This is a genomic window from Pseudomonas sp. 008 (genome assembly GCF_016861935.1).
GTDB lineage: Bacteria > Pseudomonadota > Gammaproteobacteria > Pseudomonadales > Pseudomonadaceae > Aquipseudomonas.
This window is the reverse complement of record NZ_BOMA01000001.1, coordinates 837,423-852,705: the sequence shown is the minus strand read 5'-3', so window position 1 is coordinate 852,705 and position 15,283 is coordinate 837,423. Positions and strand designations below refer to the sequence as shown.

The following is a 15,283-nucleotide window of genomic DNA, read 5'->3' as shown; positions in this document are numbered from 1 at the left end:
TCAGTTTTCCAAAGGAATCAACACTTTCTCATCCGGGGCCAACACCATGAACACCAATAGCTTGGCAGGTTTTGTGGCGCTGGCGTTTTTCGACACCAGATGTTCCGAACCGGCTGGTTCATACCAGAATTCGCCAGCCTTGTAGGTGGTCGCTTTTTCGCCTTTGACTTGAGAAGTGATCTCCCCCGACAGCACGTAGGCCATGGCCGTACCCTGGTGTTTATGGGCAATGGAAGATTGGCCCGGCTGGTAATCGACTTCGATCATCAAGGCTTTTTTGCCAGGTGCATTTTTCAGCATCTGGTCCTGCAGAATGGTGACGTTTTCCGAAGGGGCGGCGGTTTTGTCGGCGAATGCCGAGGCTGAAACGCTCAGGGTCAGGGCGGTGAGAGAGGCGGCAAAAAAACGAAGTGCATTCATGGTTGATTACCTGTGGTGGTGAGTCGTCAGGGACCACAGTAAGCCGCGCTATCGGCTAATCAAACGGCCAATTTTCCGGAAGGTGAGGGGACCACTCACTGATGTTACGTTCCCTGTAGCAGCTGCCGAGCTTGCGAGGCTGCGTTCGGCTGCGAAGCAGTCGTCAAATCAGAACTCGCGGTGCGTCAGACAGATCGCGTCAGCTGGACTCACGACTGCTTCGCAGCCGAACGCAGCCTCGCAGGCTCGACAGCTGCTACGGGGTTGCGATCTTTTGATCTTGTTTTTTAAACGATTGGAAAACTGTTGAAGTCGACGGCATTGGCCAGTCGGCTGTCGATCAGGCCGATAAAACCTTGCACTTCGGGGCGATTGAAATGCGCTTGCATGGCCGCTTCCGATTGCCAGCGGGCGCTGACCGTCCAGCGGGTGTCGTCTTCCGGGCAGCGGTCGACCATATAGCCATCACAGCCCGGAAGTTCGCGCAGGGTGTCGACAATCTTTTGCAGTTGTTTGCCCAGTTCGTCCGAGCGACCGGCGGCAGCTCGTATCTTTACAGTGTTGAACACTTGGTTGGACATTACTCACACTCCTGAATCAGGCCGGACGAATCCTGCTCATTGAGGGATAACGCTCATACAGGATAGGCCTGCACCCCCGGACCGCCAATAGCCAATCACCGGATAAACCCGCAGACCAATCCCTCAGCCAACCTGCTGCAAAATGTCCCGCAAGCGGTCCAGGGCGATGTCGATGTCCAGGGTTTCGATGGCCCCGAATCCCAGAAAAAGCCCGGCTCGTGGCGCTTGCTGGTAAAAAAAGTCGTCCAGGGTATAGAGCCCCACTTCCACTTTTTTCGCGAGTTCGATCACCAATGGAATATCGACCGGCACCTTGCACAGTACCGCCATGTGAAACCCGGCCGTGGTCGGCACCGCTTCGAACCATGGCGAAAGGTCGCCCGCCATCCGCGCCAGGATCCGTTCGCGGCGCCCGGCGTAAATCGTATGGCAACGCCGGATGTGTTTGAGCAGACAGCCCTCGGCAATGAACTTGGCCAGCGCCCATTGGGGCAGGGTGGAGGTGTGCCGGTCGGTGAGTTGCTTGGCGCTGATCACCGCTTCGAGAATCGCCGGCGGCAAAATCGCATACCCCAGCCGCAACTCCGGCAACAGGGTCTTCGAGAAGGTGCCGACGTAGGCGACGATGCCTCGTTCATCCAGGCTTTGCAGCGAGTCGGTGGGCCGTCCTTCATAGCGGAACTCGCTGTCGTAATCGTCCTCGATGATGATCGCGCCCAGTTCGTGGGCCCGTTCCAGCAACGCCAGCCGACGCTCGTGGCTCATGGGCATGCCCAAGGGGAACTGGTGCGAGGGGGTGACATAAATCAGCCGCGTGCCGTCGGGAATGTGCTCGACCTGGATGCCTTGCGCATCGACCGGCACACCGACCACCGTTGCGCCATGAGTCCCGAACAACAGGCGCGCCGGAGGGTAACCGGGGTCCTCCATGGCCACGAGGCTGCCCGGTTGGGTCAGCACTCGGGAAATCAGGTCCAGCGCTTGCTGCGCGCCATTGCACACCACCACGTCTTCGTCCCGACAATTGACCCCGCGGGAAAATGCGATGTGCTGTGCGATTGCATTGCGCAACGCCGGCAGGCCTTCGGGCTGGCTGTAGAAACCCTTGGAACCGGCGATCTGGCGCAAGGCATGGGAGGTACAACGGCGCCAGTCGTCCTGCGGAAACTGGCCCTTGCTGGTTGCACCACCGATAAAGTCGTAGCGCAGCGAGCCTTCCAGCGTCGGGTGGCGCAAGAACGTCGGCAGCTTGCGCCAGCTCTCGATGACATCGAAGCTGGCCAATTCCGAATGGCTCTGTTTACGGACGACTTTTGCCGCCCGGGCATTGACGTAGGTGCCTTTGCCGATCACCCCGGTGAGGAAGTTTTCGTAGGTCAGTTGCGCATACGTGTCGGAAATAGTCTTGCGCGAAATCCCCAGTTGTTCGGCCAGCAAACGGCTGGGCGGCAGCTGCGTGCCGGCTGCCAGGCGCCCGGATTCAATGGCGCTGCGCAGTTGCCGGTACAGCTGGCCTGCCAGATCCTTGCGGCCGTTGATGACAACGTGAAGTTCCATACCGGCGGGGCTCCTGGGCGATTGTGAGGCGACTGTGCGTCGCGCCAGATTACCTGCATGAGTGACTGCACAGAAGTTGTGCGGGCGAAAAACCGGCAATTGGTCTTCTGTTGGGTGGTCCATGGCTTTTTCGCTGAATTGGCTCTGTAACGCTCGTGCATCAGCGCCTAACGTGGAGATACCGATTCGCGCCACGAGACCGCCGCCATGACCGTTCGCCTGGATTACTACAGCGCATCGCCCAAGGCGATGAAAGCCATGATCGCCATGGAGGCCTTGACCCGTGATCTGAGCATCGAACCGGCGTTGCTGAACCTGATCAAGATCCGCGCCTCGCAGCTCAATGGCTGCGCCTTCTGCACGGACATGCACTCGGTGGATGCACGTCGTATCGGCGAGACCGATCGGCGGCTGTATGCGATCGTGGTCTGGCGCGACAGCGGTTTTTTCAGCCCTCGGGAGCGGGCAGCCCTGGCCTGGACCGAAGCGGTGACCCTGCTTGCGCAAAGCCACGTGCCGGACGATGTTTATGCACTGGCCCGGGAGCAGTTCGGTGAAGGGGAACTGGTCGACCTGACGATGGCCATCAGCGCCATCAACAGCTGGAATCGCCTGGCGGTGAGTTTTCGGCAAACGCCCAGCAGTTGATTATTGGTTTGGTTTTTACCCGTTTGTCACATCAGATTCATGAACGATCAGCAGGATGAAACGCTCAAGGACAGATCGACAGGGAGTCATCGATGTCATTCATGGAATCCGCCGGGCGTCAGGGCGTGGCCGAGTACCGTTCGCCCGTAGAACACAGCAACGCCTCTCACGCACGGATAGCCGGAATCGATCCGGTGTTGCTGCAGGCTTTCAGGGTCAGCGCCCGCTGTGGCTGTTTCATGCAAGCGGCCCGCAGTCTCAACATCAAGTCGACCCAGTTGCGTAAACAATTGGCGCAACTTGAAGCGCAACTGCAGCGCTCGCTGTTCTGCCATTCGGGCAATGGCTTTGCCCTCAGTCGTGACGGGTTGCAGCTTCAGGCGCAGTTGATGGCCTTGGCCCGTGAGCGCGATTTGCCAGTGATCGAACAGCCGTTGGTGCGCCTGGCCGTGGCCGAGTCGATCCTGCACGACATCCTCGGTCGCGACCTGGTCGCGCTGCTGCGGCGCAACGCCAGTGTGCGCCTGGACATCATTTCCCTCGATAGCGAGTTGTCCCTGCGGGCGATCAGCGCCGATGTGGTGGTGTGGCTGACGGGCACCGATTCGCCATCGCCAGGCCCCAGTTTCGCCATCAGCGAGCCCCAGCGCCTGGCACGGCTGGACTATCTGCCGCACATTGCCAAACGTTACTCGCGGGTCGCGGCCCGCCCGGACAGCCTGGGTGACCTGGCCGATTTCATGCTGGTGCAATGGCAGCACGACCGCCAGGTTGAGACCTTTGGGCCGTGGAACCGTCTGGTGGAGCAGCGTCTGGCGGGGGTGGTGCAGTTGCATTCCTATGAGTTGATGCTGGAGATGATCCGTTGCAGCGCCTGCATCGGTTTGCTGCCGCACTACATGAGCCGATTCGATCGAGGGCTGCTGGCGTTGCCCGGGCTGTTCAACCAACCGATGCAGCGCCAGGTGTGGATGGCGGTCAATGCTGCCTCCCGGGACGAGGCTGAGGTGCAGGGGATCGTCGAGCTGATCCGCAACACCTTCAACGAGCGGCGGGAGTGGTTCGAACAGCTCGACTGATCTTCTGGCAAGAGCGTTTTTGTGGCGAGGGGGCTTGCCCCCGTTGAGTTGCGAAGCAGCCCCCATTCTGAGAACCCGGTTTGCCTGATGCACCGAGTCGAATGGTTTGGGGCCGCTGCGCAACCCAACGGGGGCAAGCCCCCTCGCCACATGGGTTTGCACCGTTATAGAGTAAGCGGCCATGTACGCATCAAGGACGAAATACTCATGCCCGCTGACTCCGTCATTACCCTCGAACGCTTCAACGAATCCCACATCGAGGGCATCACCGCCCTCTATAACGACCCGGCCGTGGCCCGTCAGGTGCTGCAAATGCCGTTTCAGTCCACCGAAGTCTGGCGCCAACGCCTGATGGCGGACAACGAACGGGCGGTGAAATTGGTGGCGCTGCATCAGGGCTCGGTCATCGGTAACATCGGCCTGGAACAGTTTTCGCGAATCCGCCGCAGCCATGCAGGCAGCTTCGGCATGGGGGTTGCCGTGGCTTGGCAGGGCAAGGGTGTCGGTTCGAAACTGCTGGCGGCGGCGCTTGATGTCGCCGACAACTGGATGAACCTGCAACGGGTCGAGCTCTCGGTGTACGCCGACAACGAAGCGGCCATCGGCCTGTACCGAAAATTCGGCTTCGAGACCGAAGGCCTGTTCCGCGACTATGCCGTGCGTGACGGTCGCTTGGTCGATACCCTGAGCATGGCGCGCCTGCGTCGCACGCCCAAGGCCGATTGAGTCAGTCGCCCAAGGCAAACGCCACCGCCGCCTGCGCATGCAGTTCGGTGGTGTCGAGCAGGGGCAGGGCGCTGTGCTCGGGTTTGATCAGCAGGCCGATTTCGGTACAGCCGAGGATGATCGCCTGGGCGCCGCGTTTGGTCAGCGTTTCGATCACCCGTTGATAGACTTGGCGCGATGCCTCGCTGATTACCCCGACGCACAACTCGTCATAGATGATCCGGTGCACCGCCTGACGCTCTTCAGCCTCCGGCACCAGCACCGTCAGGCCCTTGGCCGTCAGACGTGCCTTGAGAAAGTCCTGCTCCATGGTGAATGCAGTACCGAGCAGGCCCACCCGCAGAGCTCCGGCGTCCAGCGCCGCCTGAGCGGCCGGGTCGGCAATGTGCAGGAACGGAATATCAATCGCAGACTGAATCTGCCCGGCCACCTTGTGCATGGTGTTGGTACACAGCACCACGCACTCGGCGCCACCCGCTTCCAGACGCCGCGCGGCATCCACCAGAATCGCCGCCGCATCGTCCCAGCGCCCGGCATGCTGGGCCTGTTCGACAGGGCCGAAGTCGACGCTGTACATTAGCAATTTCGCCGAACGCAACGGCCCGAGGCGGTCGCGTACCTGCTGGTTGATAAGACGGTAATACTCGGCGCTGGACTCCCAGCTCATGCCGCCGATAAGGCCGATGGTGTGCATGTCGTGCTCCTGTGAATGGCAAACCCTTGGGGAGAGTGTCCAGTGGATCCTTGTTCCGATCTATCAGGAAATTTCACATGCCCGGTGTGCTGAGCGAGAACCTGTTGGGCGGCAGACTCTGCCTGCAACTCTTGCCCCGTGCGCCGTACAGCGCGCGGGATCCGGCGCAGTCACAAACCCTCGGGGTGACGCTGGAACGTCAGCAGGGCGTGCATGCGATCGATTCTGACCGGCGGACGGATTTCGATACCTGGCCGGGCGTATTGGCGTACACGCCGGTCGGCGTGGAGGTGTTTTCCGAATCGGCCAGCGGTGGCGAGTATCTGTTGATGCGGCTGGACGAACAGTTCGCCAGCGAACAATTACCCAGTGTCGCCCACCGTGTGCAGTCTTGCGGCAATCGACGTGCGCTGACCATCGCACGTGAGATTCGTCGTCAGTTGCTCGCCACGCAGCCCGACCTGCTGGCGCTTGAGCAATGTGCCGTGGCGCTGGTTGGCGTCGCGGGTTCGATAACCGATACAACGCAGCGTGCCACGTCCAAGGCCTTTGCCCGAGTCATGGAACAGATCGCCGAGCAGTTCCAGCACCCCCTGACGCTGGAACAATTGGCTGTCACCTATGGGCACAACGAACTGCGCTTTCTGCGCGATTTCACCCAGGCTATTGGCCTGACGCCTCACGCCTACCTCATTGAAGTGCGGCTTCAGGTCGCACGCAGGCTGATCGAGCGCACGGCTCTGCCCTTGGCCAGCATCGCTCTGGATGTCGGCTTCGCCCATCAGTCCCACATGGGCAGTGCCTTTCGCAAATACCTGGCCATGACCCCAAGCCAGTACCGCTCGCGCTTTTAGTCGTACGCCGGCAGCGCGCATCTGCCATGCTCAAAGTCCGCAGCACCGCTTCAACCAAAGGAACATCGCAATGGACGACGTACAGCAACTGGGCGAGATGCTTCGCCACTACGCAGAAAGCGAAGCGCACAAGAAGCAACTGTTTGAGGCGCAATCGGCCGTGTGGGCGACGCGCATCGGGGAGTTGTTCGATCAGATCCAGCAGTGGCTGGCACCGGTCCTGGCGCCGAACCTGCTGGAAGTGAGCCGCGAGGCGTATGTCGCATCCGGGCCGAGTGTGCCGGTGGAGACGTCGACGTTCAAGACCGAGAAACTGAGCGTCGTTATCGCCGGCAAACCGGTGGAGTTTGTGCCGGACGTGATGGGTGTTGGTGGGCAGATTTCCCTTGCCGTGATGGGGTTGACCGCGGCGCGCTATGGCAGTATTTCGCTGGTGTGCCTGCCACCGTCCAGCGCCTGGCAATGGCGCAAGACCAACGGCCTGAAAGACCCGGACACGTTTGCCTTCGATGCAAACTTTTTGGCGCAGCAACTGCAGAGCCTGATTCCCCGCGAGCGCAACTAATGTCCATGTGATCGACACTCAACCCTGTGGGAACGGGCTTTTGTGGCGAGGGGGCTTGCCCCCGTTGGGCCGCGCAGCGGACCCAGAACCTGCGAGCGCTGCGCACTCGAACGGGGGCAAGCCCCCTCGCCACAAGCCCGCTCCCACAGTGAATTGGGTGTACCTCAGATTTCGAGGTTGCCCCAGCCCGGCTTCGCCTCTTCCGGCGCCACCGCTTTCACTGTCTTGCCGGTAGCCAATTCCACCCGCCGCGCCACCTCGGGGTCATCGGCAAACGGAATCAGGCTGGCATCGTCCAGGCTCTCGGTCGTCTGCTGTTTCAAGCAGTATTCGATCGCCAGCCAAAGCCCCAGCACACCCAATAAATTCAACGCCATTTCGATCATGTCAGGCTCCTTGCCTCAGGCATACTGCGCTTCAAGTTCGGCCATCTTCACATCCGCAACCCGCACCGTACGCCACACGTTATAAGCCATCAGCAGCATGCCGCTGAGGAAGAACACCCCGCCGACAAACCGCACGATGAAGCCCGGATGGCTGGCCTGCAACGCCTCGACGAACGAGTAGGTCAGCGTGCCGTCGTCGTTGATCGCACGCCACATCAAGCCCTGGGTGATGCCGTTGACCCACATCGAGGCGATGTACAGCACGGTGCCGATGGTCGCCAGCCAGAAGTGCAGGTTGATCAGCGGCACGCTGTGCATTTGCGCCCGGCCGAAGACTTTCGGGACCATGTGGTAGATGGCGCCGAAGGTGATCATCGCCACCCAGCCGAGCGCGCCGGCGTGCACGTGGCCGATGGTCCAGTCGGTGTAGTGGGAGAGGGCATTGACCGTCTTGATCGCCATCATTGGCCCTTCGAAGGTTGACATGCCATAGAAGGCCAGGGACAGCACCAGAAACCGCAGGATCGGGTCGGTGCGCAACTTATGCCAGGCCCCCGACAGCGTCATCATGCCGTTGATCATCCCGCCCCAGCTCGGCGCCAGCAGAATCAGCGACATCGCCATGCCCAGAGACTGCGCCCAGTCCGGCAACGCGGTGTAGTGCAAATGGTGCGGACCGGCCCAGATGTACAGGGTGATCAGCGCCCAGAAATGCACGATCGACAAGCGATAGGAATACACCGGCCGACCCACCTGTTTCGGCACGAAGTAATACATCATGCCGAGGAACCCGGTGGTGAGGAAAAAGCCCACCGCGTTGTGCCCGTACCACCACTGCACCATGGCGTCGGTGGCCCCGGAGTACACCGGATACGACTTGAACCAGTCCACCGGAATCGACAGGTGATTGACCACGTGCAGCATGGCGATCACCACGATGAACGCGCCGAAGAACCAGTTGCCGACGTAGATATGCTTGGTCTTGCGGCGCACCACGGTGGTGAAAAACACGATGGCATAGGCGAGCCAGACCACCGTCATCCACACCGCGCCGGAGAACTCGATCTCGGCGTATTCCTTGGTGGTCGTGTAGCCCAGCGGCAGGCTGATCAGCATCACCACGATCACCGATTGCCAGCCCCAGAAGGTGAATGCAGCGAGTTTGTCCGAGAACAGCCGAGCCTGGCAGGTGCGCTGCACGGCGTAGTAACTGGCGGCGAATTGCGCGCTGCCGGCAAAGCCGAAAATCACCAGGCTGGTGTGCAGCGGGCGCAAGCGGCCGAAGGTGGTCCACGGCAGGTCGAGGTTCATCTCGGGCCATACCAGTTGCGAGGCGATCCATACCCCCATCGCCATCCCGACGACGCCCCATACCACGGTTGCCACGACGAATTGGCGGACGACCTTGTAGTTATAGGCCAGTCCGATTGTTGCTGTGCTCATGGTCAGTTCTTCCACGGTTGCAAAGTCTTGCCAGGCCACCCGGTCTGGCATGCGATGAACTGTAGAAACCCTGCCGGAAACAAAACAGTCTCAGGAAACTTTCATTTATACGGATCAGATGCGGGGCACGCCTGCGGCCATCAGTCGCGTCCTGATACGGTTTTTTAGTGTTTAGCTGAATCTGTAACACGCTGCGCTGCTGCCGCATAGTTGCACCCCAAGAACGAGCCGCAGAGTTCGATCCACCGCAACTCCTGTGGGAGCGGCCTGTGGCGAGGGGGCTTGCCCCCGTTTGAGTGCGTAGCACTCACAAGATCTTCGGTGTATCAGAGATTTTGGGGCTGCTTCGCAACCCAACGGGGGCAAGCCCCCTCGCCACAGGAGCTCCCACTGGTTCTGCGCAAAATTCCTGATGAGGTGGCAGCCACATGTATCAATACGATGACTATGACCGGGCCCTGGTGTTCGAGCGTGTTGCGCAGTTTCGCGATCAGGTCGAACGTTTCATGGCCGGCGAATTGAGCGAAGAAGAGTTCCTGCCCCTGCGTTTGCAGAATGGCCTGTACATGCAAAAACACGCCTACATGCTGCGCGTGGCGATTCCTTACGGCACCCTCAGCGCACAGCAGATGCGCACCCTGGCGAGCATTGCCCGGGACTACGATCGTGGCTATGGCCATTTCACCACCCGGCAAAACATGCAGTTCAACTGGATCGAACTGGCCCAGGTCCCGGACATCCTCGAACGCCTGGCCCAAGTGGAAATGCACGCGATCCAGACCTCCGGCAACTGCGTGCGCAACATCACCACCGAAGCCTTCGCCGGCGTTGCGGCGGACGAGCTGATGGACCCGCGCCCGCTGGCGGAGATCCTGCGGCAATGGTCGACCATCAACCCGGAATTCCTGTTCCTGCCGCGCAAGTTCAAGATCGCCATCTGCTCGGCGAAACAGGACCGCGCGGCGATCATGATGCATGACATCGGTCTTTATCTTTATCGTGACGACAGCGGGCAAATGCTCTTGCGGGTGATCGTGGGCGGCGGGTTGGGGCGTACGCCGATTCTCGGTCTGCAGATTCGCGAAGGCTTGCCGTGGCAGCATTTGCTGTCTTATGTCGAGGCGGTGCTGCGGGTCTACAACCGCCACGGACGGCGCGATAACAAGTACAAGGCGCGGATCAAGATTCTGGTCAAGGCCCTGGGGATAGAAGCATTCGCCAAGGAAGTGGAGGAGGAGTGGCAACACCTCAAGGACGGCCCGGCGCAGTTGACCGACGTCGAGTATGAGCGTGTTGCCAGTGCCTTTGTGCCACCCGATTACCGTTCACTGGCCGGCACCGACCTGGACTTCGGCACGCGCCTGGCCGAGCACCCGGCGTTCGCCCGTTGGGTGGCGCGCAACGTTCAGCCGCACAAGGTGCCGGGTTACGCCAGTGTGGTGCTGTCGACCAAACCGGGTATCGCCGCGCCGCCGGGGGATGTTACTGCCGAACAAATGGAAGCGGTGGCGCAATGGTCCGAGCAGTTCGGTTTCGGCGAAATCCGCATCGCCCATGAACAGAACATCGTCCTGCCGGACGTGCCCAAGGCAGACCTTTATGCGCTGTGGTGCCTGGCCTGCGAGCAAGGCCTGGGGAGTGCCAACATCGGCTTGCTGACTGACATCATCGCTTGCCCCGGCGGCGACTTCTGCGCCCTGGCCAACGCCAAGTCGATCCCCATCGCGCAAGCGATTCAGGCACGTTTCGACGATCTGGACTACCTGCATGACCTGGGCGACATCAGCCTGAACATCTCCGGCTGTATGAACGCCTGCGGCCATCACCACATCGGCAATATCGGCATCCTTGGCGTCGACAAGAACGGCAGTGAGTGGTACCAGATCACCCTCGGCGGCGCCCAAGGCAAGGACAGCGCGTTGGGCAAGGTCATCGGCCCGTCCTTCAGTGCCGCCGAAGTGCCCGATGTGATTGAACGGATCATCGGCACGTTCGTGCGCTACCGCGAGAGTGAAGAACTGTTCGTCGATACCCTGGCGCGCATCGGTCTGGAGCCGTTCAAGGAACGTGTCTATCCGAAAGTGCTGGAGGTGTCGGTATGAACAATCTGCTGCGTTTGCGAGAGGGCGGCGCCGAGTGGGTGCGCGACGACCCATGGCAGTTGATTCGTGAAACGACCGGTGAACTCCCGGCCGGGCCGCTGATCCTGCCGTTACCCCAGTGGCTGGCCCTTAATGCCGACACCACAACCGCGCTCGAAGGTGTCTGGCTCGGTCCTGACGACGAAGTGGCAAATCTGATTCCGTGGTTCCCCGACCTGCCGCTGATTGCCCTGGACTTCCCGAGTTTTCGTGACGGACGCGCTTACAGCCAGGCCTATCTGTTGCGCACGCGATTCGGATGGCAAGGCGAATTGCGCGCGATTGGCGATGTGCTGCGCGATCAACTCAGCCACATGCGCCAATGCGGTTTCGACAGCTTTGCCGTGCGTGAAGACAAGTCTGCCGAAGATGCGCTGAAGGGCCTGGCGGGGATGAGCGTGTTGTATGGGCGTTCGGTGATTGAGCCGCGGCCGTTGTTTCGGCGACGCTGACAAGTCAAGACGCAGAACCTGTAGGAGCGAGGCTTACCCGCGAAGAATGCGCCGAGGTGTCCAGGTATTACGCGTCATCGTTCTTCGCGGGCAAGCCTCGCTCCTACAGGGATTTCCCTCGTATGGGCATTTTTGCTTGGGCCACTGATGGCATTTTGATAGGGTCCGCGTCTCATAAGGAGTGTGGAGCCGCTGCAGTGGTCCTACGGCGTTGCGCCGATTTTCATGGAACAGGTCAAGATCAAACCCCTGAGCCGTAACCTGTCTTCGGTCAACAAAAGTGCCTACGCCGAACTTGAGTCCCGGCCCATCGACGTCCAGGGGCGTGCGACCGATTTTCCGTTCGACACCTACCGTTACGGTTACAAACCGGTGTTGTACTACCTCAAGGGTAACGAGCGCGTCGACCTGCGCTTCAAAAACGTCACCACCAGCATGCAGATGTCCAACACCTTTACGCTGATCCAGAAGTACAACCGTGTCGAGTACATCAACGAGAAAAATTCGCTGATCAGTGAGCAGGACTACAAGCCCTACGGCGCCAACGAATGCGCGTTCAGCGTCGAGCGCAAGGGCTCGTTCAAGGTGATTGTGTTGCTGTTGTTGCTGGTGATGTGCCTGCCGCTGCTGCACGTGTTCTATCGCGACGAGCCGGGCATCGACTTTCTCGCGACGCTGGTGAGTATTGGCGCGATCCGGGTGTTCCTGGTGGGGCCGTTGAACGATTTCCAGTTGTACACCATCGACTTCCTGTTCGGCGCGGTGATCATCCTGGTGGGCACGGTATCGTTGATCAAGGCGATGCGGGCCAATAGCCGGCGGGAGTTGGCAGCGAAAAGCGGGTCTTCGTGGTGATGGCCGCAACCGTGGCGAGAGCTGAAAATTGTGATTTTCGATACAAAAACGCCGGGCATTAGCTATACCTGTAACTCTCGTAGGCAATACCGTTGCCGTCCTTCTGACAGGAGTTAAAGCATGAAGCTTGCGTTAATGATGAGCACACTGTGCATCGCCTCTCTCGGGGTGGTGGGTTGCGCCAGCAAAGTCGTCGAGCCAGACCAGTACTCCGGCTTTCTCAAGGACTACAGCCAGCTCAAGGAAGCCAAGTCGCCATCGGGCGCCGTGGTGATGCGCTGGGTCGATCCCAAGCTCAACGTCAACAAATACACCAGTGCCTACATTGAGCCGACTCAGCTCTATCCCAAACCGCAGCCAACAGCGAAAATCCCTCAGACCACGTTGAACGGCATCACCAGCTACTACGATCAGGCGCTCAAGCGCGAACTGGGTAAATCCCTGCCACTGGCCAGCGGCCCCGGCCCAGGCGTGATCGTGGTGCGTGCGGCGATTACCGCCGTCAGCAGCAAGACCGAAAGCCTCAAGCCTTATGAAGTGATCCCGATTGCCTTGGTGGCGGCAGCCGTCAGCACCGCGAGCGGTATTCGCGATCAGCAAACCGATCTGGCTACCGAAGCGGTGTTTCTCGATGGCGGTACCAACAAAGTCATCGCCCAGGTGGTGCGCAAGGGCACCGGCAAACCGCTGGAAAACGAAGCTCAGGTGATGAAAGCCGATGACGTGAAAAACGTGATCGATGGCTGGGCTTCGGACATGAATCAGTCGTTTGTAAAATTCAAGTCCAAGTAACGCGGGTTTATTGTTCGCGCAAGATCGTTCCCAGGCATGGGAACGATCAATCCCCTTGGCTATTCCCCCGGGATGTCGGCCGGTATGACAGTGAGCGCAACCGGCGCCGCATGACTTTGCATTGTCTGGGCACCGACACCACAACTTGCGAAAAGCGCCATCAGGCTGAATCCCGCAACGCGAAGCAAACCTTTCATAGACGTTTCCTCATTTTCCGAAGATGACATTCGGTCTGGCCTGCATGAAGGCTTTTTTTACTCTAGCAGGTGGTTGTCGCGTCAACGGGTTTGCTTGTTGAATTGAAGATCCATTCGCGGGCAAACCACGCTCCCACAGGTATTGAGTGAGCCTTGGCTGATTTGCCAACCACAATCTCCTGTGGGCATGGGCTTGCTCGCGAAGAAGGATTGTCAGTCAACATCACTGTTGAATGCTGAGTCGCGCGTAGGTGTGCTTCATTGCTTCTTCGCCTTTGCCCGCACGCGCTCTTCCTGTTCACGCAGTTCCGGGGTGAACTCGGCACCGAAATCTTCGGCCTCGAACACCTGGCGAATCTCGATCTCGGCCTCTGTACCCGGCATCGGGTTGGGGCAGCGCTTGACCCACTCGATCGCTTCCTCTTTCGACTTCACCTGCCACAGCCAGTAGCCGGCGATCAGCTCTTTGGTTTCGGCGAACGGGCCATCGATCACTGTGCGTTTATCTCCCGAGAAGCGCACACGGGCACCTTTACTGCTGGGCTGCAGGCCATCGCAGTCGATGAGGATGCCGGCCTTGGCCAGTTCCTCGTTGTAATTGCCCATTGCGGTCATCAGTTCTTCGCTGGGCATCACGCCGGCCTCGGAATCGGGGCTGGCTTTTACAATGATCATGAATCGCATGGTCTTGTCTCCGTTGAAGTTGAGTGATTCATTGCATAGTCGAATGGGCGTGACTTGAATCGACAATGCACCTAAACAAAAATTGTCCTTTTCGTTTTAGTCGATGTTGTAGAGAACAGATGTATTTTCGACATCCTCCTCGCGATCAAATATTCCTGTGAGACCCATCCAACGACCAACGGAAGGTGCCCCCCAGTTCCGCTTCAGGCACTGGATGTTCAACCTGATCCCGTCGAACTGGACGGTGGTGATCCGGGAGGTTGGCGACACGCATTTCATCGATGAAATGCTCAAGGGGCCGCTGCGTGCCTTTCGTCATGAACATCGGGTGGCGGCGGGTGAGGGCGGTACGCTGTACACCGACCGCGTGACCTATGCGGCGATTGGCGGTGCCTTGACTGAAGGGCTGCTGGTGAATGCCTACATGCGGCGGATTTTCGCGGCGCGGCACCGCAATATGCTGCGGTTGCTTGGGTAGTGCACGTGCATCCAGCTCTGTGGAATTGCAGGTTTGCCTCTCCCGCCACTCATGACAATTTGTGTTTTTGCATAGGTCCCCGGCCCATTTCGTGGTTAACTTCGGCCTCGTCAAAATTCTCTACATCAACGTTCAGAAGGACTCCGTTCATGGCTCAAGTCACTCTCAAAGGCAACCCGGTTCAAGTCAACGGCCAACTGCCACAAGCCGGTTCCCAGGCGCCAGCCTTTTCCCTGGTTGCCGGCAATCTGTCCGACGTGACCCTGGCGAGCTTCGCCGGCAAGCGCAAAGTGTTGAACATCTTCCCAAGCGTCGACACCCCGACCTGCGCCACCTCGGTGCGTAAGTTCAACGCCCAGGCCAATGACGTGGCCAACACCGTCGTGCTGTGCATCTCCGCTGACCTGCCGTTCGCCCAAGCCCGCTTCTGCGGCGCCGAAGGCCTGGAAAACGTACAGAACCTGTCGACCCTGCGCGGTGCCGAGTTCAAGGAAAACTACGGCGTAGCCATTGCCGATGGTCCACTCAAAGGCTTGACCGCCCGTGCCGTCGTGGTTCTGGACGAAAACGACAAGGTTCTGCACAGCGAACTGGTCAAGGAAATCGCTGAAGAACCGAACTACGACGCAGCGCTCGCCGTTCTGAAGTAAGCAAAGTTTTTTACAATTGTTAACGGCCTGGCCCTGTCCAGGCCGTTTTCATTTGTGCTTCAGTGTCTTAGCCAAAACTCC

General features: G+C 59.6%; 16 protein-coding genes and 2 pseudogenes. 11 read left to right on the top strand and 7 right to left on the bottom strand.

Going from position 1 to position 15,283, the window contains the following annotated elements; translation table 11 throughout:
• From JUI81_RS03700 to JUI81_RS03690, 3 genes are all read right to left on the bottom strand, one after another.
• On the bottom strand, positions 1-420 hold the full coding sequence (locus JUI81_RS03700) for a cupin domain-containing protein (RefSeq protein ID WP_204123756.1): 420 nt from the start codon (positions 418-420) through the stop codon (positions 1-3).
• A 287-nt stretch (positions 421-707) separates the two neighbouring features.
• Positions 708-1,001, bottom strand: a complete 294-nt coding sequence (locus JUI81_RS03695; RefSeq protein ID WP_018926158.1) for a putative quinol monooxygenase — start codon at positions 999-1,001, stop codon at positions 708-710.
• 123 nt (positions 1,002-1,124) lie between these two features.
• A complete protein-coding gene (locus JUI81_RS03690; RefSeq protein WP_019579293.1) occupies positions 1,125-2,558 on the bottom strand; it encodes a PLP-dependent aminotransferase family protein in 1,434 nt (477 codons plus the stop codon).
• A gap of 207 nt (positions 2,559-2,765) precedes the next feature.
• Between JUI81_RS03690 and JUI81_RS03685 the strand changes: the two genes are divergently transcribed.
• The 3 genes from JUI81_RS03685 to JUI81_RS03675 all read left to right on the top strand — a co-directional run bounded on the left by JUI81_RS03685 (position 2,766) and on the right by JUI81_RS03675 (position 5,011).
• Positions 2,766-3,206, top strand: a complete 441-nt coding sequence (locus JUI81_RS03685) for a carboxymuconolactone decarboxylase family protein (RefSeq protein ID WP_019579292.1) — start codon at positions 2,766-2,768, stop codon at positions 3,204-3,206.
• 92 nt (positions 3,207-3,298) lie between these two features.
• Complete coding sequence (locus JUI81_RS03680) at positions 3,299-4,285, top strand: LysR family transcriptional regulator (RefSeq protein WP_204123755.1); 987 nt, start codon at positions 3,299-3,301, stop codon at positions 4,283-4,285.
• A 207-nt stretch (positions 4,286-4,492) separates the two neighbouring features.
• Positions 4,493-5,011: a GNAT family N-acetyltransferase gene (locus tag JUI81_RS03675; protein WP_019579290.1), complete on the top strand. Its 519-nt coding sequence runs from the start codon at positions 4,493-4,495 to the stop codon at positions 5,009-5,011.
• Position 5,012: 1 nt separating this feature from the next.
• Here JUI81_RS03675 and JUI81_RS03670 read toward each other — a convergent pair whose 3' ends face one another.
• Complete coding sequence (locus tag JUI81_RS03670) at positions 5,013-5,705, bottom strand: aspartate/glutamate racemase family protein (RefSeq protein WP_028940471.1); 693 nt, start codon at positions 5,703-5,705, stop codon at positions 5,013-5,015.
• Positions 5,706-5,782: 77 nt separating this feature from the next.
• Here JUI81_RS03670 and JUI81_RS03665 point away from each other — a divergent pair, with 77 nt between their 5' ends.
• Both JUI81_RS03665 and JUI81_RS03660 read left to right on the top strand, forming a co-directional pair.
• The gene (locus JUI81_RS03665) at positions 5,783-6,559 is read left to right on the top strand and encodes a helix-turn-helix domain-containing protein (RefSeq protein ID WP_204123754.1); all 777 of its coding nucleotides are present in this window, start codon (positions 5,783-5,785) and stop codon (positions 6,557-6,559) included.
• 70 nt (positions 6,560-6,629) lie between these two features.
• Positions 6,630-7,124 carry a hypothetical protein gene (locus tag JUI81_RS03660; RefSeq protein ID WP_064618184.1) on the top strand — a complete coding sequence of 165 codons (495 nt, stop codon included), beginning with the start codon at positions 6,630-6,632 and terminating at the stop codon, positions 7,122-7,124.
• Between the two features lie 164 nt (positions 7,125-7,288).
• On the opposite strand, the gene JUI81_RS03655 is transcribed toward JUI81_RS03660, so the two are convergent.
• Both JUI81_RS03655 and ccoN read right to left on the bottom strand, forming a co-directional pair.
• Positions 7,289-7,510: a hypothetical protein gene (locus JUI81_RS03655; RefSeq protein ID WP_019579286.1), complete on the bottom strand. Its 222-nt coding sequence runs from the start codon at positions 7,508-7,510 to the stop codon at positions 7,289-7,291.
• A gap of 15 nt (positions 7,511-7,525) precedes the next feature.
• The gene (ccoN, locus tag JUI81_RS03650) at positions 7,526-8,953 is read right to left on the bottom strand and encodes a cytochrome-c oxidase, cbb3-type subunit I (RefSeq protein WP_028940474.1); all 1,428 of its coding nucleotides are present in this window, start codon (positions 8,951-8,953) and stop codon (positions 7,526-7,528) included.
• 428 nt (positions 8,954-9,381) lie between these two features.
• Here ccoN and JUI81_RS03645 point away from each other — a divergent pair, with 428 nt between their 5' ends.
• The 4 genes and pseudogenes from JUI81_RS03645 (at position 9,382) to JUI81_RS03630 (ending at position 13,193) form a co-directional block, all read left to right on the top strand.
• Complete coding sequence (locus tag JUI81_RS03645) at positions 9,382-11,055, top strand: nitrite/sulfite reductase (RefSeq protein ID WP_204123753.1); 1,674 nt, start codon at positions 9,382-9,384, stop codon at positions 11,053-11,055.
• A complete protein-coding gene (locus tag JUI81_RS03640) occupies positions 11,052-11,546 on the top strand; it encodes a DUF934 domain-containing protein (RefSeq protein ID WP_028940476.1) in 495 nt (164 codons plus the stop codon). The genes JUI81_RS03645 and JUI81_RS03640 overlap by 4 nt, the downstream gene beginning before the upstream one ends.
• Before the next feature lie 183 nt (positions 11,547-11,729).
• Positions 11,730-12,401: pseudogene (locus JUI81_RS03635) on the top strand (hypothetical protein); the annotation flags it as partial.
• Between the two features lie 120 nt (positions 12,402-12,521).
• Complete coding sequence (locus JUI81_RS03630; RefSeq protein WP_204123752.1) at positions 12,522-13,193, top strand: DUF3313 domain-containing protein; 672 nt, start codon at positions 12,522-12,524, stop codon at positions 13,191-13,193.
• A gap of 455 nt (positions 13,194-13,648) precedes the next feature.
• On the opposite strand, the gene JUI81_RS03625 is transcribed toward JUI81_RS03630, so the two are convergent.
• Positions 13,649-14,074, bottom strand: a complete 426-nt coding sequence (locus tag JUI81_RS03625) for a YciI family protein (RefSeq protein WP_204123751.1) — start codon at positions 14,072-14,074, stop codon at positions 13,649-13,651.
• A 181-nt stretch (positions 14,075-14,255) separates the two neighbouring features.
• Between JUI81_RS03625 and JUI81_RS03620 the strand changes: the two are divergent.
• Both JUI81_RS03620 and tpx read left to right on the top strand, forming a co-directional pair.
• Positions 14,256-14,552, top strand: a pseudogene (locus JUI81_RS03620) (polyketide cyclase); the annotation flags it as partial.
• Positions 14,553-14,701: 149 nt separating this feature from the next.
• Positions 14,702-15,202 carry a thiol peroxidase gene (tpx, locus tag JUI81_RS03615; RefSeq protein WP_018926141.1) on the top strand — a complete coding sequence of 167 codons (501 nt, stop codon included), beginning with the start codon at positions 14,702-14,704 and terminating at the stop codon, positions 15,200-15,202.
• The last annotated feature ends 81 nt before the right edge of the window (positions 15,203-15,283 follow it).